This is a genomic window from Clostridium cavendishii DSM 21758 (assembly GCF_900141845.1).
GTDB lineage: Bacteria > Bacillota > Clostridia > Clostridiales > Clostridiaceae > Clostridium_AG > Clostridium_AG cavendishii.
The window spans coordinates 92,892-116,657 of sequence record NZ_FQZB01000003.1; the positions used below are offsets into that span (position 1 = coordinate 92,892).

A 23,766-nucleotide genomic window follows, 5' to 3' on the forward strand; every position below is an offset into this window, starting at 1 on the left:
TAGGTTTGTTTTTACACAAATCTGCCTACTGTCCCTTCCTTTTCTGTTTATACTATTCTATTTCTCTCTTCACCATTATAAAATGCTCTTATATTTTTAATTACTTCATTAAAAAGTCTATTTCTTGCTTCTACACTAGCCCAAGCTACATGAGGTGTCATTATTAACTTTTCCTTGTTTTTAACTCTTAATAATGGATTATTTTCATCTATTGGTTCAACATTAAATACATCTAACCCAGCCCCACCTATTATGTCCTCATCTAAAGCTCTTCTTAAATCTTCTTCTACTACTATAGGACCTCTTCCAACATTTATAACAACAGCATTTTTTTCATTTTACTTAATGTTTCATAGTTTATAAGTCCTTTTGTTACATCATTTAATGGTGCATGAATAGATATTATATCAGAATCCTTTAAAAGTTCATCTAAAGCAACACTCTTATATTCACTATTTTTATTTTTCCCTGTGGTAGAATAATATATAATGTTAGCACCAAAGCTCTCAGCTATTTTGGCTACCTTTTTTCCTATAGCTCCTAACCCTATTATTCCCCAAGTCTTACCTGCTATATCATAAAATTCACGTCCAAGATTAGTGAAACTATTAGTCTTTGAATATAATCCATTTTTCACATAATTATCATAATAAAAAAGCTTATTATAAAGATTAAGTAAAAGCGCAAAAGTATGTTGTGCTACTGTATCAGTTGAGTAACCAGCCACATTAGTGACCGCTATATTCATTTTCCTAGCATAATCTATATCAATATTATTATAACCTGTTGCAACTTCACATATTAATTCTAATTTATTTGCTTCCTTTAACGTTTTTTCATTTAGCAGCAATTTATTTACAAGTATTATATTAGCATCTTTTATACGTTCTTCTAAATTATTTAATTGTGTATTATCGTAATAATATAGTTCTCCAAATTCCTTTAATAAGTCGAAATTCATATTTCCTATACTATTACCTTCTAAAAATACTATCTTTTTATTCATATAGCATCCTCACTTTATTTATAAATTAATATATTTTCTAATCTTGCTTCAACTTCTTCTATTTTTTCTCCACTTCTATTGCAATAATCCTTAACCTGATTTTTATCTATTTTATTCACATCAAAATATTTTGATTTAGCATTTGCAAAATACAAACCACATACTGAAGATACTGGATTCATCATATAGCTTTCTGTTAATGTAACGCCTATTGTATTTTCTACGTCTAAAAGCTTAAATAACTTTTTAATCTCTTTTTGGTCTCTTAATGATGGATATCCAAAGGCTGGTCTTATACCTTTATATCTTCCTTTTAAAATATCTTCTAAACTTAAATTCTCATCTTTAGAATAACCCCAATATAGTTTTCTTAAATCTTCATGTAATTTCTCTGAGAAAGCTTCTGCTAATCTATCACAAATTAACTTTATCATTATTGCATTGTATTCATCACCCTTAGTTTTAAATTCATTAGCAAATTCTTGTGCTCCAAGACCTGCTGTTACTAAAAATCCTCCTATATAATCAAGCTTTCCACTTTCTATAGGAGCAATAAAATCGGAAAGACATAAATACTCGTTGCTCTTTTTAACCCTTTGCTGTCTAAATAAATTAAAGCTTTCTATTTTGCTATTAGCTTCATCATAGATTTGTATGTTATCCCCTTCTGAGTTACAAGGGAATATTCCAATTCTTCCTTTACATTCTATAATTTCTTTCTCTTCTAATAAGTCTAGCATTTTATTTGCATCTTCAAATAGTTTTTTAGCCTCTTCTCCATAAACCTTATCCTTTATAATCTCTGGATATGTCTTTTTAAGCTCCCACGCTATAAAGAAAAAAGTCCAATCTATATATTCTCTAAGTTGTTTAATACTATAGCTTACATTTTTAATTCCTATAAAGTTTGGTTTAAATATTTTTTCTTTATTCCAATCTATTTTATAAGGATTTTTTCTAGCTTCTTCTAAGCTAGCCATTGGTCTTTCTATAACCTTATATTCCTGTCTTTTATTTTCATACTCTTTTGCTAATTCATTTATAAATTCTTCTCTATTATTGCCTAGCAAATCTTTACATATCTCCACAGTCTTTGAAGCGTCATATCCATAAACTACTGGCCCTGAATAAACAGGATCTATCTTTAATGCTGTATGCATCTTTGATGTAGTTGCTCCACCTATTAATAAAGGTATCTTAAAGCCTCTCTTTTCCATCTCTGCTGCAACCTTTATCATTTCATCTAAAGATGGTGTTATAAGTCCGCTTAAGCCTATAATATCTACATTTTCTTTTATTGCTTTATCTAATATTTCCTCACAAGTAACCATAACTCCTAAATCAATAATTTCAAAATCATTACAAGCTAAGACTACACCTACTATATTTTTGCCTATATCATGAACATCACCTTTTACAGTTGCTAGTAATATTTTATTTCTTCTACCTTTTTCATTTTTTGACTTCCCTTTTTCAATATGAGGCATAAGAATCGAAACTGATTTTTTCATAACTCTAGCCGACTTAACTACTTGAGGAAGGAACATCTTTCCCTCTTCAAACAGCTTACCTACTGTTTTCATTCCATCCATTAATGGTCTTTCTATTATTTCAAGCGGATTCTCATATTTTTCTAAAGCTTCATTTAAATCCTCTTCTATGAACTCTGTTATACCTTTTACTAATGAAATCTCCAATCTTTTCTCTAGGTTTTCATGCCTCCAATCAGCCTCTTTTTGAGCTTTATTTTCTTTACTCGCTTCAAAATCACTTACTCTATCTAAAAGCCTCTCTGTTGCGTCTTCTCTTCTATTTAGAATTAAATCTTCTACTAAGGTTAAAAGTTCCTTTTCTATCTCATCATAAATCATAATCATACCAGGATTTACAATTCCCATATCCATACCTGCATTAATTGCATGATATAAGAATACTGAATGAATAGCTTCCCTTATCTTATTATTACCTCTAAATGCAAAGGATAGATTAGATACACCTCCTGATACTTTAGCATAAGGTAAGTTTTTCTTTATCCATTTAGTAGCTTTTATATAATCTACTGCATAATTATTATGCTCCTTTATTCCTGTACCTACAGCTAATATATTAGGATCAAAGATTATATCTTCTGGCTTAAAATCTACCTTTTTAATTAATAAATCATAAGCCCTTTTGCAAATTTCAATTTTCCTTTCAAAAGTATCTGCTTGACCTTTTTCATCAAAAGCCATAACTACTATGGCAGCACCAAAATTTTTAGCCATTCTAGCATGCTTCAAGAATTCCTCTTCACCATTTTTTAATGATATAGAATTCACAATAGGTTTCCCTTGTATAGCTTTAAGCCCTACCTCAATAACTTCAAAATTTGAAGAATCTATCATTATTGGTCTAGAAACTATCTCTGGCTCACTTGCTAAAAGCCTTAAAAAATAATCCATTTCTTTTTTACTATCTAATAAGCCATCATCAAAATTTATATCTATGATTTGTGCTCCATTATCCACTTGGTCCCTCGCTATCTTTAAAGCCTCTTCGTAATTTTTTTCTCTAATAAGCCTTGAAAATTTAGCTGAACCTGAAACATTAGTTCTTTCACCTATATTTATAAAATTATTTTCTTTAGTTACTTCCAAAGGTTCTAAACCACAATAAACTGTTTTATTTTCTATCTGCTTTATCTCCCTTGGTTTGTATTTCTCACAAACCTTAGCTATAGCTTCTATATGTTCTTTAGTTGTTCCACAACAACCGCCTACCATATTCAAAACACCTTCTTTTAGAAGCTCCTCTATCTTACTAGCTGTAAATTCGGGTTTTTCATCATACTGACCCATTATATTTGGAAGTCCTGCATTAGGATAAAAAGATATATAAAGATCTGATTCTTCTTTTGCTATATCACTTATAAAAGTCATCAAGTCCTCCACCCCGAAAGAACAATTAAGACCTATCCCTATTACATTTTCACTTTTCAAGGACTTTGTAAAAGCTCTTAAACTTTGACCTGATAGAGTTCTACCTGATTTTTGTGTAAGTGTTCCAGAAATTATTATAGGTACACATTTACTTTTTTCCTTGAATACCTCTTCTGATGCATAAAGTGCTGCCCTTGCATTTAATGTATCAAATATAGTTTCAATGAATAGTAAATCTACTCCTCCATCTATTAGTCCATTTACTTGTTCTTTGTATGCTACTACTAAATCATCAAAAGAAACATCCCTAAAAGCTGGATCTTCAACCTTTGGTGACATAGAAGCTGTTTTATTAGTAGGTCCTATAGAACCTGCCACAAACCTTGGTTTGTCTGGTTCTATTAAAGTTATCTCATCTGCTATTTCTCTTGCTATTTTTGCCCCTTCATAATTAAGCTTATAAACTAAATTCTCTAACCCATAATCAGCTTGTGATATAGCATTAGAATTAAAAGTATTAGTCTCAACTATATCTGAACCAGCATTAAAAAATTTTCTATGAATCTCTTTTATAACATCAGGTCTTGTTATAGACAATACATCATTGTTTCCAATCTGACTTTTATGAAACTCCTTTAATAGTTCTCCCCTAAAGTCCTCTTCCTTTAAATTAAACCCTTGGATAGTAGTTCCCATAGCCCCATCTAGTACTACTATTTTTTCTTTCAAAATCTTTTTAATATCTTTTTTCATTATATATAGCCCCCTTTAATGCCCTTTCTATCATTAGAATTATTATACAAGTATTAACATTTAATAACAATAATAAATAGAAAATAAGAAGTAAAACTTTCCTTAACAAATTTTACTTCTTATTCTTCTCTTTTAAATCTTTATTTATAACTTTTTAAAACTTGCATTTTTAAGTAATGCATATAACATATTTACAGCACTTTTAATATATAGTTCTTTATCTTCTGGATTTTTATTATAATACTTGAAACCATGACAAATATCTTCTGTTATAAAATGTGAGTAGTGAACAAAAATATCTAATTCTTTCTCATTTGCAAAACTAATTCCCCTCTGTGTTACGGACTCCTTAATCTTCTCAAACGTTTTTCTTTCTTGTTCATCATGAATTCTTTTTATTTCATCATCTGTTGCTATTAATGCATAAATTTCATCATGAAACAATTTCGAAAATTTATGATAATCTTCAATGGTTGAAAGAATTAATTTAAATACCTCTAATAAATTTGTATCTTCATTAAAATCTCCTATATTACTCCATACACTAAGAGTATTCTCTGTTATTTCCTCTGAAATTTTTTGTGTTAATTTTATATAGATATCTCTCTTATCAATAAAATAAGCATAAAGAGAACCTGTTGCCACATTTGCCTCTTTAGCTATATCTGCAGTTGTAGTATTAAAATATCCTTGTTCATTAAATAACTTATATGCTGCATCTAAAATTCTATCTATCTTCTCTAAAGCTCTTTTTTGTTTTGGCTTTCTTATTTCTCTTTCCATAATTATCACCCAATATAATTTTAACTTTACTACACATGATTGTCAATAAACATGAAATTTATTTCATATTTTTATTGACATTTATGAATAAAAAGAATAACATGAATATGAAATAAGTTTCATATTAGGAGGCAATTATGAATAGAAAAGAAAAAATATTAGCATTTATTTCATTATCAATTTCATGTTTTTTAACAATTTTAGATGGTACAATAGTCAATGTATCATTACCAACAATGGCAAATTATTTTAACACTGATATCAGCGGCATATCATGGGTTACTACAATTTATTTAATCGCTTTTTCAGCTTTGTTATTAAATGCATCTAAACTAGCTGATATTTATGGAAGGAAAAAGCTATTTATCATAGGTTTATTTGTATTTGGAATCTCTTCTGCTCTATGCGGAATGGCTGACTCTCTTAATTTACTAATAGTCTTTAGAGCTCTTCAAGGAATCGGGGCTGCTATATTGACTCCCCTTGCTATTCCAATTGGGGTAAGTACCTTCGGAAAGGAAAAAATAAATAAACTTACCTTAATCATAGGTATGATAATAGCTATATCTGCAGCTGCTGGTCCAATTTTAGGTGGAATTTTAAATGAATATTTTGGTTACAAGGCAATCTTCTATGTAAATTTACCTTTTATATTAATAGCATTAATTCTTGGAGTTAAATATATAAAAGAAAGCTATGACCCTACAATATCTAAAAACCTAGATATTATAGGTGCAATACTAATAGGTTATGGTCTAGCAACTATAACTTTTGTACTTACAAAAGGAAATGATTATGGATGGAATAGTAATTTAATTATTCTCCTTGGAATATCTGCAATAGTATCAATATTAGCATTTTGTATATATGAAAAAAATAATAAAAATTCAATGATCGAATTTAACCTTTTCAAAAAAAGAACTTTTACAAGTTCTATTATTCTAATAGCAGTAGCAATGTTTTCCTTTGTTCCTAGCACCTATTTAATGAACTTTTATTTTAGGTATCAATTAGGTTATGGAACCATTCATGCTGGTCTTACAATTGGAATTATATCTCTAGTATCATTTTTAACTGCACCACTATTTAATTTATTGGCTCATAAAACTTCACACAAACTAGTTTCTGCTTTATCAATGATATTCTTTATAGCTGGAAACTTCACACTTACAAAGTTTAATAATTCAAACTATATGATTATAATATACACTGCATTTATCTTAATGGGATTAGGTATGGGAGGAATAACCCCTTTATATCAAAGTTCATTATTTGAAATACCAGAAGAAAAGACAGGAATTGCTTCAGGAATACTAAATACTCTTAGACAATTAACTATGTGTCTCTCTATTGCACTTATTGTAACACTTAGCGCTAACTACAAAACAGAAGCTATTTCTAATACAACTTCTAGAATAACAGATAAAATAACTCAAAATACAGTTTTAGATACTGAGTTTAAAACTAAACTAATAGATAGAATTAATCTTTATCATGAAAAAAGTACAGAAAGCTTCTCTAAAGCTGAGCTAACTAATACTCTTAATAGAGAAGAAGAAAAGATTTTAAGTACAGTTCCTGTTCAAATGAAAAACATTGTTAAAGTCAAAATAGATAAGAACATTTCTGAAACACTAAAAATATTTGATTCCTTTAATGAAATTAAAAATAATGAAAGTATTAAAGTATATAATAAATGCTACTTTGTTATTGGCTTAATAACAATCTTAGGGCTATTTGTTGTACCTTTTAATAGCATAAAGAAAAATCAAATGCCTTCAAAAGAAAAAGAAAATATAGCTTCTTAAACTATAACACGTACTAAATAAGTATCTATTGTGATATACTTATATAAAAATGTATTTAACTGTGTAATTAGTAATAAATTAGTTATGCAATTGCTAAACACATCAAAAAAGGAGGCTTATATGCAAACTAAAATTTTTTATTTTTCATCTACTGGTAACTCTTTATATGTAGCTAAAAAAGTAAAAGAAAGTCTTGGAAATGGAGATATAATCTCTATTCCTAAATCATTAAGAAATAAAGATTTCAATATAGATGCAGATATAATAGGTTTTATCTATCCTATTCACGTTTCTTCACTACCAATTGTAGTGGAAGAATTCATATCAAAAATAACTATAAATAAAAATGCATATATATTTGCCATAGGTGTTACTGGTGGAGGCGAAGCCAAAAGTAGCTTTCCTCATATAAATAGCCTTCTAGGTAATCAAGGTGAACTATCTAATTATTTATGTTTAAAATATATTTCAAATTATATAAGAGCAGGTAGAAATGCATCTGAAGAAAGAGCTTTAAAAGCCATAGAACAAAATGAGCCTATATTAAATGATTTTATAAAAGAAATTAAAATCAAACAAATAAAAAAGGTAACCTATAAACAAGGTCTAAACAAAATTGCATATAATTTTTGGAAGAATAAATACAAAACTAAAGATAAAAACTTTAATGTAAATGAAGCTTGTATAGGTTGTAGGATTTGTGAAAAAATTTGTCCTGTTAATAATATAAAATTTTCTAATAACAAACCTATATGGCTTGGAAACTGTACAGACTGTATGGCTTGCATTAACCTTTGTCCTAAAGAAGCTATAAATATAGGAACTAAAACCTTAAAGAAAAATAGATATAAAAATCCGTTTATAAAGGTAGAAGAGCTCCTATAAACTTTCCAATGCTAAAATACCTGAATATGCTATTAAGAGGTAAATAAGTACTGAAGTGATTACTTATTTACCTCTTATTTATTGTAAATTCAATTAATATTTAACTAATAATTCTTCTATGCTTTCTTTATTTATATAACTATAGTTGAAAACCTTGATAAGGAATTATAGCAGCTACCATCTAAAGACAATGGTTTAATCCACGAATATATAAAATCAAAGAAAAAGCTCCATCAAATTTATTTTAAAATAAATTTGATGGATAATTAATTATAATTTTATTTTTTTCTTCGCTATCTAGTAAATATCCCAAAAATTCTTCGTTCAAAGAACTTTCTTCTTTTAAAGATTCTTTACTATCAGCATTAATAATATCAATATTAAATTTATCTGATAATGAATCTCCACCATCAAACATAACTAATATTGAATGAATAATATTTTTCATCAATTCATCTACTACTGTTGAATAAGCTTTCTTAACCTCTTCATCACAAATAATTGATTGTAACAAATTATATTCAGTTTCACATTCTGACCAAATTAAATCTGAATTTTTATCTAAACCTTCAATTGAAGTTTTAACCCAGTAATCTTTAATTTGTTTCAATCTTTCAAAGAGTATTTGTTCTTCATCCATATATCTACCTCTTATTACCAAAGCAATATTTATTATATTTTGCATTACTATTCTCTTATTTTGATTTTTCAATCAGCTTATCTATAGGAAATTCAGGTTTCTCTAATATTTCTAAAATCTTTAAACATTTCTTATTTAACCTTTCAATATTTTCTGTTAATTTATCAGGTAACAAACTCTGAATATCCTCCAGTTCACAGCCCTCATGAATTATATTTATAATCTCGGTATTAATTTTATTTTTATTTAATAACTTCATAATATATGGATTAAATAAGTATCCTTCACATTCTTCTATACTAATCACATTATTACTAAGAGCCGTTAGTAACCCTAATTCTAAAATGGCCAATATTCTTTCGTTTATTACTTTTTCATTTGCTTCTAAAATTAACTTCATAAATTCACATCCTTTATACTATTTATTGCTCTCTCATTATTATTCAAAAACCAAACATTATTTTGTATTATAATCAAATAATGCTTGGTTTCTCATATTAACTAAATAATTCTAATATTTCATTTTCAGAAAGTTCATTTAAGACATTTCCATTCCTAAACTCACCATTCATGACCTTTTCTATAATTTCTTTTTTTGCATCCTGTAGCTTTAATATTTTTTCTTCTATACTTCCTTTTGAAATAAGCTTTATTACTTCAACTACATTTTTTTGTCCAAACCTATGGGCTCTATCTGTAGCTTGATCTTCTACAGCTGGATTCCACCATGGGTCAAAATGTATAACTACATCTGCACTTGTCAAATTAAGTCCTGTTCCTCCAGCCTTTAATGAAATTAAAAATACCTTTGTATCTCCTTCATTAAAGTCATTTACAAATTGTAATCTATCCTTAGCCTTTGTACTTCCATCTAAATAGAAATACTCTATTCTACTTTTATCTAACAAATCACCTATATTCTTAAGTACTGTTGTAAATTGAGAAAATACTAAAATTTTATGACCTTCTTCAATTCCGTGAATTAAAGTTTCAAGTAAAGCATCTATCTTACCACTTCCCCCCATATAGTCCTCTAAAACTATACTTGGGTCTAAAGATAACTGTCTAAGTTTAGTTATATAAGAAAAAATCTCTATTTGTTTAGACTTTAATCCTTCTTTCCTTTTCATCTCTTCTAACCTTTGCTTAACATCTTCAGCATAAGCTTTATATGCTTTCTTTTGTCCATTAGTCATATCTACTATTAGACGTTTTTCTATTTTATCTGGTAATTCCAGCATAACATCTCTTTTATATCTTCTAAGTATAAATGGCTTTATAAGCCTATCTAATTCTTTAAGGCTTTCTTCATTGTTTATATTCTTTGCAAACCTTGAAGAAAACTTCTTTTGATTAAATAGATAACCTGGCATTATAAAATCAAATATAGACCAAAGCTCTATAAGAGAGTTTTCTATAGGTGTTCCTGTTAATGCAAACTTACAATTACCTTTAACTTCCTTTATGGCATTAGCATTTTGTGAAAGTGGATTCTTTATATTTTGAGCCTCATCTATTATTATGTAATCAAAGTTTTTGTCTTTATAAAACTCAAAATCATTTCTAATTAGATTATAAGTAGTAATTATAACATCATATTCTTCATACTCTTCCATTAATTTTTCTCGTTCATCCTTATTTCCATGTAAAACCAAAATCTTCATGCTAGGTGCAAACTTTTCAAATTCACTTTGCCAATTATAAATAAGTGAGGTTGGGGCTACTATAAGACTTTTCTTTTCCTCTTCTCCAAGTAAAAAACTAATAGTTTGAAGCGTTTTACCAAGACCCATTTCATCAGCTAATATTCCTCCAAAACCGTAATAGGCTAAAGTTTTAAAAAAATTATACCCTGTCTTTTGATACCCCCTAAGTTCTGCTTGTAAACCTTCAGGCAAATCAAATCTTAGGTTAGCTATATTTTTAATCTTGTCACTTATCTCCTTTACTATTTCTGTTCCCCCTATAAGTCTTATATCCCTAGCTTCAATTACACTATTTAAGTATATAGCTTTATTCCTATTAAGCTTAAGCTTATTATTAGATAATTTATTATCCTCTGATAGATTATCTAACACAGTTAAAAAGTCTTTAAGTTTCTCATCCGCTAAATCTATAAAGTTATCATCCTTAAGCTTAAAGAATTTTTTATTTTCTCTGAACGCCTCTAATATATTTTTAACCTCTTTACTCTCTATATCTCCTATATTAAATGAAAACTCTAAATAATCCTGTTTATTTTTTAAAATCTCAGCCCTTACAGATTTAGAAGTATAAATTACATTATGTTTAAAGCTATCCGAATAAAATATGTCACCTAACTCTTTAAGCTCTCCAATTCCAGTAGTTAAGAAGTTATAGTATTTTTCATCATCTCCTGTAAATACAAAACGCCCCTCAATTACTACAAATCCTAATTCCTCTAATTTATTAAATACAATAGCTTCCCTTTTATCATCTCTTAAAACGTAAAGTTCCCCATTATAACCTTTAAGTGCATCAAATTTCATATCTCCATAAATACATTTAAAATTTATAGTTAGTAGCTTTTTATCCCTGTCTAAATAAAACTCCGCTTTAAACTCTTCTTTTAAAATTTTGCTTTGAATATTGTCTTCTATGATATTATTTTTTGCTATAGAATTTACTATAGGTATAACCTTTTCTATGACTTTCTTAGAATTTTCCTTTTTAAATTTTATTTCATCCTCTTTTGATAAAACATTATATATAGGTATAAACTTTTTAATTTGTTCTCTACTTGGTAAATACAACTTACTTTTAAATAAAAATACATCAAATGCATTAGTTAAAGGTATAGGTAACTCTTCCTTACTATTAACTACTATATTCCCTTCTTCATCTTCTCCTATATTAAAACTTAAATCCATATCTTCTTCTATAATTGCTATCTCTGCATTGATTACCCCTTCCTTTTGAAAATTTATTTTTTTATTTTTTATATTTCTTAAAAAACCCCTTAAGTTTCCGCTACTTACCTTTAATGTTTTTCCTGAAATTAAACCATTATATGAATTCATTGAATCATTTATCTCCACTTGACCTATTAAATAATTTACAAGTTCTTCATCCTCTTTTGAAAATTCTTGTTTTAAAGGATTATACTCAAAATCTTTTCCATAATTTAAACTATAACCTTTTCTAAATGCATTAGAAAATTCCCTTATGTTTTTCATTACATAAAGTTTGTTCATTCCAATCTTAAATTCAGCTTCATTATAAAACCTATGATTATTTCCTGAATTCTTAATTATAACCTCTAATCTAATTCTATCCTTGCTTCTAATATCTAAGGAATCTAACGCTTCTAATATGTACTCCCCAAACTTTAATGGGTCCTTTTTTATTACGGGTAATTCTACTTCTCCTCGTTTTTCTAATTCTATAAGTTTATAAAAGGATGCAATAATATGCTTACAAGCATAATTGTATATCATATCATTATTCTGAAAGTCCATACAATCACAATAAGTATAAACTATAGAATTTTTTTCTACATTTATATCTATTTCTGTTTCATATTCACTATAATTTCTTTCTGAATCAACTAATCCTTTTATGGAATATTCCCCTCTATCTTCATCAAAATAAGTAGCTAATTCATTAACAAGTTCTGAATTATATACATTTAACCCCCTTAACTTGTTACTATAATTAGCCATTCTATTTAAAATAAACTCTAAATCATTTCTATTCAAAAAAACACCTCCATTTTCAAAATTATTTCCTTATATTTTTAAGTTAACAATCTATGAAAATTTAATCTTAAACTTCTAATATATATTTAAAAGTATAAAATAAAAAACTCAGACTAGCAACTTAGTTACTTTCTGAGCTTATGTATTATTTGAAATAATAAATTTCCCTGTTATCATCGTTATTCAATTATTTACATTTATTATTCTTATTCTTTGATATAAAATTTTTAACCGCTACTTTGTTTTTCCATTGCTTAATTGTACTTATTTTTTGACATAAGATTTTTAAACCCATGGGCTGTTAATTTCAAAAGGCTATCTTCATCACTTAATACACTATCTAAGGCTTTTATAAAAGTTTTACATTGTGATTTTGTAACTATTAGAGGTGGTTCCACCCTAATTACTGCTGGATTGTTGGAGGTTATAGAACATATTATATGATGATCATTTAGCATTTTCTCTATTATAGCTCCAATAGCAATTTTTTTAAGCTTATCATAAGGCAATTTTTTTATATTTCCTAATTCCACTCCTATTAAAAGACCTTCTCCTCTTACATCAGATATTATGTTATGCTTCTTTTTAAGTTTTTTAAGCTCCTTAACTAAATAATCTCCTTGCTTCTTTGCATTTTCACAAAGTTTCTTTTCTAAAATAATATCTAGCGTTTTTATTGCAGCTACCATAGCTACTGAATTACCTCCAAAAGTTGTACTTGATAATGTAGCATTTTTAATTTTCCCGTGTGTCTTATCCCATATCTCTTCCTTCATTAAAACTGCACCTACTGGTATTACTCCCCCACTTAACCCCTTTGATAAACAAACACAATCTGGAATTACACCTAATGCCTCATAATAAAACATATACCCACAGCGCCCAATTCCAGTTTGGATTTCATCAAATATAAGTAATGAATGATTATTTTCACATAACCGTTTAAGTTCTTTAAAATATTCTTTATTAGCTAGATTAATCCCACCTTCTCCTTGAATAGGTTCAATTATAACAGCAGCTATATTATACTTTTGAAAAAGTTCTTCTATGTCCTCAAAATTAAAAAATTCAGCTTCTAAAGCATTTAATTTACCACCATTATAATTATCTTTAATCTTAGAACCCATTAATGAAATAGAACCTAAGGTTTTACCATGATATGCTCCATTAAAGTATATAATGTATCCATCTTCTTTTAACATCATTGCAATCTTTAAAGCTTCTTCTACAGTCTCAGTACCACAGTTTGTGAAGATACACTTGCTTAACTCATTATTAGTTAAATTGCTTAAATTATTTGCAAGCACAGCATTTAAAACATTTATGTTTATATCTAATAGATTAGGCTTACTTTTAAACCTATATATACTTTTATATATAGCATCTTCATTATGCCCTAATGGAAGCGCACCAAAGCCTGCTAAAAAATCTAGATACTTAATCTTTTTATTATCATAAACATACATGCCTTTAGCTTTTACAAACACCTTATTTAAATGTGTAACATTGAGTAAATTATATAATGAATTATTATAATATTTCTTATATAAAACTCTAATTTCTTTTTCACTTAAATCCTTTATTTTATCAAAATTTATAAATGACATAAAAATTCCCTCCTAAAAAAACCTTTTTACTTAGCCTTTCCAAAAGGGAATTTTTTAATCATTAGGAATATGAAAGAAAATAATATATACAAAATTTTATTTATTATTTCTTAATCTAATATTTTCTAGATGAATATCTCTCCACTATCTATTTTATATTCACCATTCTCTAATACTAAAGAACATTCAATACTTCCTTTATCTGACCCATCAAATATTTGTATAGTTATTTTTAGATTATCCCCACTTTTTGTTTTACTTATAACCTTAGTTACTACACTTTCAAGACCAGCATCTCCTTCTAAAACATATGGTACATTATCTTTGAATTTATAAAATTTATCTATACTATTATTTATGAAGTTTCTTGAAAAATAATTATTATAATACTTTATTAAATTTTCTTTTGTATCAACAGGTTTACAAAGTTTAAAATATGGTCTCTCATCTATTTCTAGAGCATCACCATCTCTTAAATAGTAAATTGCCCTTTCATATTTTAAGGCTTTTGTTAAAAAACTCAAAATTTCTTCATCTGAAGGATTTTTTGAAAGCTTTATTGTACTATCAAGAATATTTAAGTTTCTTAGCTTAATATACTCCAAATTGGACATAGATTCAGTTTTCACAACTTGTTTGCTATAATCTCCATTAATCTTATTCCAATTTATGGTCTTTGATACTTCATCACCAGTAATCTCTCCAATTTCGTAAATTCCATCACCATCTATATCCTTGACTATACTATTAGTAAACTCTGCTGACGTAAAATTTAATTTCTTAACTATCTTTTCATCCTCTACTACATAAACTCCAGTTTCCTCTTTCACATCTCCATAATTTGATAATATTATAGCAATTTTATCCTTAGTTATCTTTCCTATACAACTTGATTTTATATCACTAGGTAAATTTAAACTTATAGTTTTAAAATCATCACCATTAAACTTATATATGTCTAACTTTAAAGAATTTGCACATATTATTTCTGGAATATTATCATTATCTATATCTTTAATATAATATCCTTTATTATTCATATCTTGTATAGATAAAAAATGTTGGTTTTTAGATAATACCTGTACTAGCCCTAATTTAATTTCATCACTATACATGAAACTTTCCTCTTTAGACTTTTCTTTAGTATTTTTTAAATAATATTTTCCAGCATCCAAAAAGTTATTTTTTAAATAAGCATTTATTGCTTTCTCCTTAAAATCCGGCTTGTCTACGTTATTTGCTACTGTGGCTTTACTTTTATCATCACATCCTGCTATTAATATCATAATAATACATATTAAAAAGAATATATTAATATATCTTTTTCTTCTCAATATTTTCATAAAGCACCTCCCTATTTGCAATTTTTGACATATAACATGTATATTATTCACTTATACTAAAATATAACTAATTTTAAATATTTAGCTTCCTTTATACGAACATATGTGCTATTATATTGATATAACCATTTATTAAAAGGAGATTTGTTATGGATATACAAGAAAAACTTACCATTTTATCTGCAGCTGCGAAATATGATGTTTCCTGCTCCTCTTCTGGAAGTAATAGAAAAAATACTAAATCAGGTATTGGTAATGCTGCAAGTTCTGGTATATGTCACAGCTTTACTCCAGATGGTAGATGTATTTCACTTTTAAAAATATTGCTCACAAACTACTGTATTTATGATTGTAGTTATTGTATTAACAGAAATTCTAATGACGTTCAACGAGCTTGTTTTACACCAGAAGAAGTCATAGACTTGACAATTAATTTTTATAAACGTAATTATATAGAGGGACTATTCTTAAGCTCAGCTATATTTAAATCACCAAACTACACTATGGAACTTTTGCTTAAAGTAATTAAAAGTCTTAGAGTTAATCATAAATTTAATGGATATATTCATGTTAAAGCTATTCCTGGTGCTGATGAAGCATTAATTAAAGAGGCTGGACTTTATGCTGACAGAATGAGTGTTAATATAGAGCTTCCATCATCTCAAAGTTTAAAACTTCTTGCTCCTCAAAAAAATAAAGATAAAATCATAAAACCTATGAATTTAATATCTAAAGAAATAAAAAATAACCTAGAAGAGAAAAAGAAATTTAAAAAGGCTTCTCTTTTTGTTCCTGGTGGTCAAAGTACTCAATTAATAGTAGGAGCTAGCCGTGAAGATGACAGGGATATATTAAATCTCAGTGAAAATCTTTATACTAAGTTCTCTTTAAAAAGAGTCTATTATTCTGCCTATGTTCCTATAAATAGGGATGTTAACTTACCAAATCTACTTCATCCTCCAACACTTAGAGAACATAGACTTTATCAGGGTGACTGGCTACTTAGATTTTATGGTTTTAAAGCTAACGAACTTTTAAATGAACATATCCCTAACTTCGATGATAGATTTGATCCAAAAACTTTCTGGGCTTTAAATAATTTAGATGATTTTCCTGTAGAAATAAATAAAGCTCCTTATGAAACTTTACTAAGGGTTCCTGGCATAGGGGTTAGAGGTGCACAAAAAATAGTTGCTGCTAGAAGAGTTTGTTTTTTAAATTTTATTGATTTAAAAAAGCTTGGTATAGTACTAAAAAGAGCTCAATACTTTATAACCTGTAGAGGAAAGTATTATGGAGATACAAAATTTGATAAGATTACAATTGAAGATAGATTAACACCTATTGAATTTAAACAACTCTCTTTTTTTGATAATTTAACAGAAGATATTACTCACAATAATAAGGAAAAAATTAAACTTTTAGACCTTCCTACAGCCATTCACGGAGAAATATGAAAGGAGCAATTCTTATGATAGTATATTTATTTGACGGCAGCTTTGAAGGTTTTTCAACCTGTATTTACTATAGTTATTACAATAAATTAAAGCCTGACGCTTTTATAAGTGAAGAAGATTTTACTTATAACTTTACTTATGAAACTTTAGAAATTAAAACAGAATATGATAAATATGATAGGGTGTACAATTCATTACAAGATAAGTTAACTTATGAAAGCTTATCTAGAATATATCATTTATTTTTAAGCTGTGATGATAAGAATCACATAGTTTTATATAATTATATAAAACTATGTTTTAAATTTCATAAGCAGGTTGATTTGCATTTAAACAATGATACTATTCTTCTAGCTCATAGACTAGCTAAAAGAGTCAGTTTTGAAGCTCATAGGTTCACAGGGTTTATTAGATTTACAGAAGTTTCAAAAGATTTATTTTATTCTAAAATAGCTCCTGATAATAATATACTCTCTTTAATTCTAAAACATTTTGTAAATAGATTCTCTAATTTACAATTTATAATTCATGATGAAAAAAGAGAGCTTGCCATAATTTATAATGGTAATGATGCCATTATAACTAAACTTAACTTAGCTTCTGTGCCTAGTATTAAACAAGGTAATTATGAAAAGCTTTGGAAAAGTTATTTTAATAGCGCCACTATATCTGAAAGAGAAAATAGGAGACTCCAACGAGGTTTTATGCCAAAACGTTATTGGAATAATCTTACTGAAATCTAACTCTATTTATAAATTTCTCATATATAGAAAAAGGATTAGTACTTAATAATATAATTAAAAAATACTAATCCCTTATTTAAAATTAAAAGTTTCCTATTATATTAAATAACTTTACTTAATGCTTGACCATATATTAATTTATATTTTAAATTCACTTACATTAACATTAAGTTTTTCAGCTACTTTTAAAAATTGTTCAGTAGTTGCCGTAAGTTCTTCTACTGTAGCACATTGCTCTTCTGTGGAAGATGATATTCCGGATATAGAATTTGTTATCTCTTCTATTCCATGAACTATATTATCTAAACAACCTTTTACCTCCCCCTGCTTATTTAACATATTTTGGTTTAAAGTATTCATTAAGTTAGCCATATCTTCAACTTCTCTAATTGTAACACTTGTTGAATTAAAAGATTCTTCAGTGTTATTAACAGCTGTACTTTGTTCTGACATAGCATTTTTAACTAATCCTATTTCATCCACCATATTTTCTGTACTACTTTTCATAGTATTAACTATACCACGGATTTCCTCCGTGCCCTTTTGACACTCTTCCGCAAGCTTTCTTATCTCATTTGCAACAACTGAAAATCCTTTTCCAGCTTCTCCAGCTCTGGCTGCCTCTATAGATGCATTAAGTGCTAACAAATTTGTTTGATTTGTAATATTATTTATAGTATCAACAACAGTATCTATAGCTTTAGAATTTTGTGTTATTTCATCAACTCTATTGTTAACACTATTTAAAAGTTCATTATTCTTATCTGTTATACTTATTAAAGTATTTATTTTAACTTTTCCAACTTCATTTAACCCACTAACTTTATTACATGCTTTTAATACTTTATCAACTGAATTAGATACATCTTTAATAACCCTAGTTAGTTCATCATTTTGTTCTATAATATCCTGAGCACCACTATACTGAGTATTGCAATAGCATGTAATTTCTTCAACACTTTTTGCTATATATTCTGATGCTTTTCCAGTATGTTCATGTGCAATTATTATATCACTGGTTCTGTCCTTTATCACTCCTGAAATATCCTTAGTTTCAGTAATAATATTTCTAAATTTTAAAATAACCTTATCAAAGACATTAGATAATTCTCCTATTTCATCCTTTGTATTAATTTTGGTTTCTATATTTAAATTACCTTCTCCTAACTTCTTAACTGCCAAAGTTACTTTATTTATATTACTTGTAAATATTCTTGCCACAAACATCGCTACTATAATGCTAATAACAGCAAGTATTATTATTGCAAAAATAGTTGTCATCATATAATTATTTAATATATCATTATATTCATTTGTTGAAATAAGACTTATGACTTTCCATCTTACTCCTGGATACTCTTGAAATTCATATTTATATTTTCCTGTTTTTAAAGTGATATCTCCATTTCCTTGCGCTGCACTTGTAACTGTTTTAACGATTTCTTCATTATCATAAGTTTCATAAAGCTTTGAATAATCTTCTCTATTAGCTATTACTCTTCCTTTTTCATCTAAGAGCAATATATATCCAGTTTTACCAACTGTAAATTTACTTAAATAATCAGCCATATCTAACATTCTTATATCCATACCAATATAAGCTACTATATTATCTCCCTCTTTAATAGGTTTAACTATAGTTATTATTTTATCTCCACTTATTTTTTCAGGATATGGTCCAACCCAATAATTATTAATTTCATTAGCTTTTTTTAATGTTTGACTATTTAATAATTCATTTATATCATTTTCATCCTCTGTTTTTTGAGGTGAAGAAACTATATCTCCATTAATACTTCTAACATAAACTCTTTTTATAATATCATTTGCACCTTTTAATCCATTAGTTATGTTTTCAATGCTACTTCTATCTCCATTTTTAAGACTTTTTTGTATTACATCTGTCTTACTTATTGTATCCAGTCTAAACTGTATTCCCATGAAATAATCATTTAATTTTGAATTAGTAGATTTTAGTCCTGTACTTAAATCTTCTTTTAATATACTGCTAGTAAAATTATTAATATTAAAAATTCCAATTACAAGGGTTATTATAAGAGCCACAACAACTGTACTTGCTGATAATATAGCTATTTTTCTTCTTAAATTCATGTCTCCTCATCCTTTCTTCAATTATATTTCGAACCTTTATTGTAAAACATTATTATTTTTTATAAAATTTATCATTTTTGTCATAATATCGTTTTCATTTTGCGATTATAATACACAAAAATATAGTACATCTTTTAAATTAAAGATGTACTATATTTTCTATTTTAAACTATTAAGTTCATTTAATAATCTTTCCTTTTGTTCTTTAGTTGCAAATGAAGCCTCTATACCATTTTTAATTATTTCAAATACTTCTTCTTTTGACATATTAAAATTTTCTATAAGTCCAAAGTATTCTTGATTTAAAGTAGTATTAGAAACAGTTCCATTATCTATATTTAAAGTAACTTTAACCCCTTTATTTAAATAATATTTTATAGGATGATCTCTAAATTCATTAACTATCTTTGTATCTAGATTACTTTTGATACACATTTCTAAAGGAATTTGTTCTTTGACTAAATAACTTACTACATTTTCATCATTAATAGCACATACTCCATGTCCTATCCTCTCTGCATTAAGAAGCTCTATAGATTTTATTATATTTTCTTCCTCTCCAGTTTCACCAGCATGAACAGTTATATGTAACCCTTTACCTTTTGCTTCACAAAATATTTCTTTATGAAGTTCAGGTGGAAAATCAGCCTCATTTCCAGCTAAATCTATTGCTACTACACCTTTACCAATAAACTTTTCTGCTACTTTTAAAACACTATAATTTTCTTCAACACTCATATGTCTCATACATGTAATTATTTGATTAGCTATTATTCCAAATTCCTGATATCCAACCCTTATTCCTTCATTTACAGCCTCTATGACCTCTTCCATAGTTAACCCTTGTTCAGTATGATAAATAGGTGCATATCTTATTTCTATATACTTAACATTTTCCTTACTTACATCCTCTAAAAGTTCCTTCGTTATTCTGACTATATTTTCCCTTGATTGCATAACCTTTTGAGGTAAAGCAAATTTCTTAAGATATTCTCTTAAATCTTTAACTGAAGTCTTTATTTTCATAAGTTCTTCTATTTTTTTCAAATCATAAGAAGGTAATGTAACCCCTTCCATCTTAGCTATTTCTAAAACTGTTTCTGGTCTAACAGAACCATCTAGATGACAGTGCAATTCTGTCTTTGGTGCCTTTTTTATAAATTCCTTTATATTCATAAATTCCTCCTAATATTTTATAATAAACCAATTCTATATTGGCCTTATTATAGTCTAATTTATTAACTTTTAAAAGATATTTTTAACTCTCCAAAATAATATTAAAAATTTTGGAGAGCTTCTTTTAAACTTTAAATTTCTTTACCATTTCATATAATTTATCCGCTAATTGAGATTGGTTTTGAGTTGAAATTGTAACTTCTTCTATTACATTTGCTATTTGGCCTATATTACTATTTATCTCCATAGTATTAGCTGCTGATTGTTCTGCTGTAGCCGAAACGTTTTGAATAGATTCACTAGTTTGCTCTATTATTGCTGAAATTACTTTTGTATCCTTTTCATTTTCTTCTGCAATATTTGCTATAAATTCTGCATCTTTTTCATATTGAGTAGCAGTATCTATAAGCAATTTATAATCCGGTTTAACCTTATTTTCTATAAAGTTTAAAACATCAATAGAATTATCTGATAAAGCTTCAAAAGCATCTTCTATTTGATTTATTACATTATTTATGTTAGTTGCTGCATTTGAAGATTGTTCTGCAAGCTTTCTAACCTCCTCTGCTACTACTGCAAAACCTTTTCCCTGTTCACCGGCCCTTGCAGCCTCTATTGATGCATTTAAAGATAATAAATTTGTTTGCTCTGCAATATCACCTATTAGTTTTGACATTGTTTTAATTTCTCCAACAATCTTTCCATCTTCAATTGCTTGCATTATGTTTTTATTTTTATCTTTTATAATTACATTAGATATTTCCATAGCTTGTACACCAAGATCTTTTGTTTTTACAGCACGTTTTTTAATTTCTTTAGCTTCCTTACTACTATCATTAGCTTTACTATAAATTTTATCAACTGTATTATTCATATCTTGAATTGCAGCTGTTATCTCTTCTGTGGTAGCAGATAATTGTTCCGCTCCATTTGATATTTCTTGGGTCGAAGTACTTGCTATTTCCATCTTAGATGCTATCTCTTGTGTTGTTGCTGAAACCTCTTCACTACTTGAATTTATTTTTGAAGAAGTGATACTTATTTCAGAAACTAAATTCTTAATGTTTTCCAATGCTTTGTTTATAGCATCAGCAACCATTCCAAATTCATCTTTTGTTTGTACATTTAACGCTTTAGATAAATCTCCCTCTCCAAAGGCCATTGTTACTTCTTCAACTTCTTTTAGTTTTTTAGTTATATTTTTAGATAATATAAAACCAAGTATTATAGATATAAAAATTCCTATTCCAACTGATATGATAGCTTCAAGTTTAACCTTATCATTAAGCAACATACTTGCCTCATAATCCTTTTTTGCCTCATCAAGGTTATAAGTTATTAAGTTATCATTAGCAGTAATTAAATCTGTTTGAATGATTCCAAGGTTTAAAAATAAATTTTTTGCTTCATAATATCTATTGTCTGCTACAAGTTTACTAATTCTGTCAACGTTTTCATCGCATTCATTAAGTTTATTTTGAAGAATTCCAAATAAAGCCTCATCCTTTTTATCTTCTATAGTTTTTTTATAGACATCTATATTATTTTTATTTCTTTCTCTTAAAGTAGTAATTTCCTCTTGAACTTTTTTTATATCACTTCTATTTCCTTCATCTAATATATGATTTAAATCAGAATATTGTAATATTATATTACTTTTCAAATCTTTAGTAGTTTCTATACTTGTTAAATATACTTCATACATATATTTTAAATTTGCATTTGCATTTCTTACCCTACTAATACCAGAAATTCCAGTTATTAATATAAATATCGTTATCATTAAAAAGCTCAGTGTTAATTTTTTATTTATTTTTAAATTTCTAAAAAAATTCATCTGTTATCCTCCCTCTTAATTATCCTGAGTATATATACCTCAAAAAATTTAATATACGCTACAGTCTCTCACATTTAAATTTATTTATAGAATACTACTATAAATAAATTTTCAACTAAATTTCTCCTACCCTCCCTAATTTTAATTTTTATTAAATTAATTATACATCTTTTTTTACCATTTTACACTATATTTTTCTTTAATATAATTTATTTGGTATATAAAACCAAATAAATACAAAAAAAACACCAAGTTATATAACTTAGTGTTTTTTTGCACGAGACAAATCTATAAGCCGGGTTCTGTATTTGACAATCATCTATCTAGGCCTAGTGTTACCAACTAAGCTCAAGCGACACACCCGGAGGCGGGACGGGCAGCCCCATATGCCTCTCTATTCGGTCTTGCATCAAGTGGGGTTTACATAGCCGCAAAGTCACCAATGCGCTGGTGAGCTCTTACCTCACCTTTCCACCCTTACCTAGATAAATCTAGGCGGTATATCTCTGTTGCACTTTCCTTCAAGTCACCTTGACTGGGAGTTACCCAGCACCCTGCCCTGCAATGCCCGGACTTTCCTCTCCTAGAAACAAATCTAGCAGCGATTGTCTGACTTACTCGCAAGAACTATATTATCATACATATTTATTTTTAGCAAATGAATAATTTGGTAAAAAATCGGCTTTATTTATATAATAAAAGTATTAAAATAAAAATTAATATCAAAATAGCAAATGGAATTCCAATTTTGCTTAATATAAGTATAAGAACTATTGATAAAATAAGTATCCATCTAAATATCTCTGTTTTATCACTTGAGCCTTTAGGTATGTTTATGTTACTTTTTTTATAAATATCTTTTAAATCATAACCAACTTTTTTAATATCATCTTTTAAATTATTAAGTTCATTTTGAGGTGGTTTAAAACCTCTGTTACTTTTCCTTTTCATAATTTTTCCTCCTATATAATCTATCATT

At 27.6% G+C, this 23,766-nt stretch carries 15 protein-coding genes, 1 other RNA gene and 1 pseudogene; 4 read left to right on the forward strand and 13 right to left on the reverse strand.

All coding sequences use genetic code 11. The annotated features are described in order from the left end of the window. Positions 1-47: 47 nt before the first annotated feature. From BUB01_RS00455 to BUB01_RS00465, 3 genes and pseudogenes are all read right to left on the reverse strand, one after another. Positions 48-1,006 (reverse strand): annotated as a pseudogene (locus BUB01_RS00455) (D-2-hydroxyacid dehydrogenase). A gap of 14 nt (positions 1,007-1,020) precedes the next feature. Next, entirely contained in the window at positions 1,021-4,677 is a 3,657-nt protein-coding gene (gene metH / locus BUB01_RS00460) for a methionine synthase (RefSeq protein ID WP_072984188.1), read from the reverse strand. A 144-nt stretch (positions 4,678-4,821) separates the two neighbouring features. Beyond that, positions 4,822-5,460, reverse strand: coding sequence for a TetR/AcrR family transcriptional regulator (locus BUB01_RS00465; RefSeq protein ID WP_072984190.1), 639 nt, complete (start codon positions 5,458-5,460; stop codon positions 4,822-4,824). Between the two features lie 137 nt (positions 5,461-5,597). On the opposite strand from BUB01_RS00465, the gene BUB01_RS00470 reads away from it, so the two are divergent. Together BUB01_RS00470 and BUB01_RS00475 are read left to right on the forward strand one after the other, a co-directional pair. After that, on the forward strand, positions 5,598-7,268 hold the full coding sequence (locus BUB01_RS00470) for an MFS transporter (RefSeq protein ID WP_072984192.1): 1,671 nt from the start codon (positions 5,598-5,600) through the stop codon (positions 7,266-7,268). Positions 7,269-7,388: 120 nt separating this feature from the next. Next, complete coding sequence (locus BUB01_RS00475) at positions 7,389-8,153, forward strand: EFR1 family ferrodoxin (RefSeq protein ID WP_072984193.1); 765 nt, start codon at positions 7,389-7,391, stop codon at positions 8,151-8,153. Between the two features lie 244 nt (positions 8,154-8,397). Here the strand turns inward: BUB01_RS00475 and BUB01_RS00480 are convergent, their stop codons facing one another. The 5 genes from BUB01_RS00480 to BUB01_RS00500 form a co-directional block, all read right to left on the reverse strand. After that, entirely contained in the window at positions 8,398-8,838 is a 441-nt protein-coding gene (locus BUB01_RS00480; RefSeq protein WP_242958343.1) for a histidine kinase, read from the reverse strand. A 10-nt stretch (positions 8,839-8,848) separates the two neighbouring features. Beyond that, the gene (locus BUB01_RS00485) at positions 8,849-9,193 is read right to left on the reverse strand and encodes a DUF3969 family protein (RefSeq protein WP_072984196.1); all 345 of its coding nucleotides are present in this window, start codon (positions 9,191-9,193) and stop codon (positions 8,849-8,851) included. A 97-nt stretch (positions 9,194-9,290) separates the two neighbouring features. Next, positions 9,291-12,512, reverse strand: a complete 3,222-nt coding sequence (locus BUB01_RS00490; RefSeq protein WP_084108131.1) for a DEAD/DEAH box helicase — start codon at positions 12,510-12,512, stop codon at positions 9,291-9,293. A 254-nt stretch (positions 12,513-12,766) separates the two neighbouring features. After that, positions 12,767-14,119: an aspartate aminotransferase family protein gene (locus tag BUB01_RS00495; protein WP_072984198.1), complete on the reverse strand. Its 1,353-nt coding sequence runs from the start codon at positions 14,117-14,119 to the stop codon at positions 12,767-12,769. Between the two features lie 125 nt (positions 14,120-14,244). Beyond that, complete coding sequence (locus BUB01_RS00500) at positions 14,245-15,462, reverse strand: DL-endopeptidase inhibitor IseA family protein (RefSeq protein WP_072984200.1); 1,218 nt, start codon at positions 15,460-15,462, stop codon at positions 14,245-14,247. 149 nt (positions 15,463-15,611) lie between these two features. On the opposite strand from BUB01_RS00500, the gene BUB01_RS00505 reads away from it, so the two are divergent. Together BUB01_RS00505 and BUB01_RS00510 are read left to right on the forward strand one after the other, a co-directional pair. Continuing rightward, positions 15,612-16,919 (forward strand): putative DNA modification/repair radical SAM protein, encoded by a 1,308-nt coding sequence (locus tag BUB01_RS00505; protein WP_072984202.1) that lies wholly within the window; start codon positions 15,612-15,614, stop codon positions 16,917-16,919. Positions 16,920-16,933: 14 nt separating this feature from the next. Then, the gene (locus BUB01_RS00510; protein ID WP_072984772.1) at positions 16,934-17,662 is read left to right on the forward strand and encodes a TIGR03915 family putative DNA repair protein; all 729 of its coding nucleotides are present in this window, start codon (positions 16,934-16,936) and stop codon (positions 17,660-17,662) included. Between the two features lie 138 nt (positions 17,663-17,800). On the opposite strand, the gene BUB01_RS00515 is transcribed toward BUB01_RS00510, so the two are convergent. The 5 genes from BUB01_RS00515 to BUB01_RS00535 all read right to left on the reverse strand — a co-directional run bounded on the left by BUB01_RS00515 (position 17,801) and on the right by BUB01_RS00535 (position 23,738). Beyond that, positions 17,801-19,774: a methyl-accepting chemotaxis protein gene (locus BUB01_RS00515; RefSeq protein ID WP_072984204.1), complete on the reverse strand. Its 1,974-nt coding sequence runs from the start codon at positions 19,772-19,774 to the stop codon at positions 17,801-17,803. A 159-nt stretch (positions 19,775-19,933) separates the two neighbouring features. After that, positions 19,934-20,950: an adenosine deaminase gene (gene add, locus BUB01_RS00520; RefSeq protein WP_072984206.1), complete on the reverse strand. Its 1,017-nt coding sequence runs from the start codon at positions 20,948-20,950 to the stop codon at positions 19,934-19,936. 124 nt (positions 20,951-21,074) lie between these two features. After that, on the reverse strand, positions 21,075-22,787 hold the full coding sequence (locus BUB01_RS00525; RefSeq protein ID WP_072984208.1) for a methyl-accepting chemotaxis protein: 1,713 nt from the start codon (positions 22,785-22,787) through the stop codon (positions 21,075-21,077). 274 nt (positions 22,788-23,061) lie between these two features. Beyond that, an RNA gene (gene rnpB, locus BUB01_RS00530) (RNase P RNA component class A) lies at positions 23,062-23,408 on the reverse strand. Positions 23,409-23,471: 63 nt separating this feature from the next. Further along, the gene (locus BUB01_RS00535; RefSeq protein ID WP_072984210.1) at positions 23,472-23,738 is read right to left on the reverse strand and encodes a hypothetical protein; all 267 of its coding nucleotides are present in this window, start codon (positions 23,736-23,738) and stop codon (positions 23,472-23,474) included. Between the last annotated feature and the right edge of the window lie 28 nt (positions 23,739-23,766).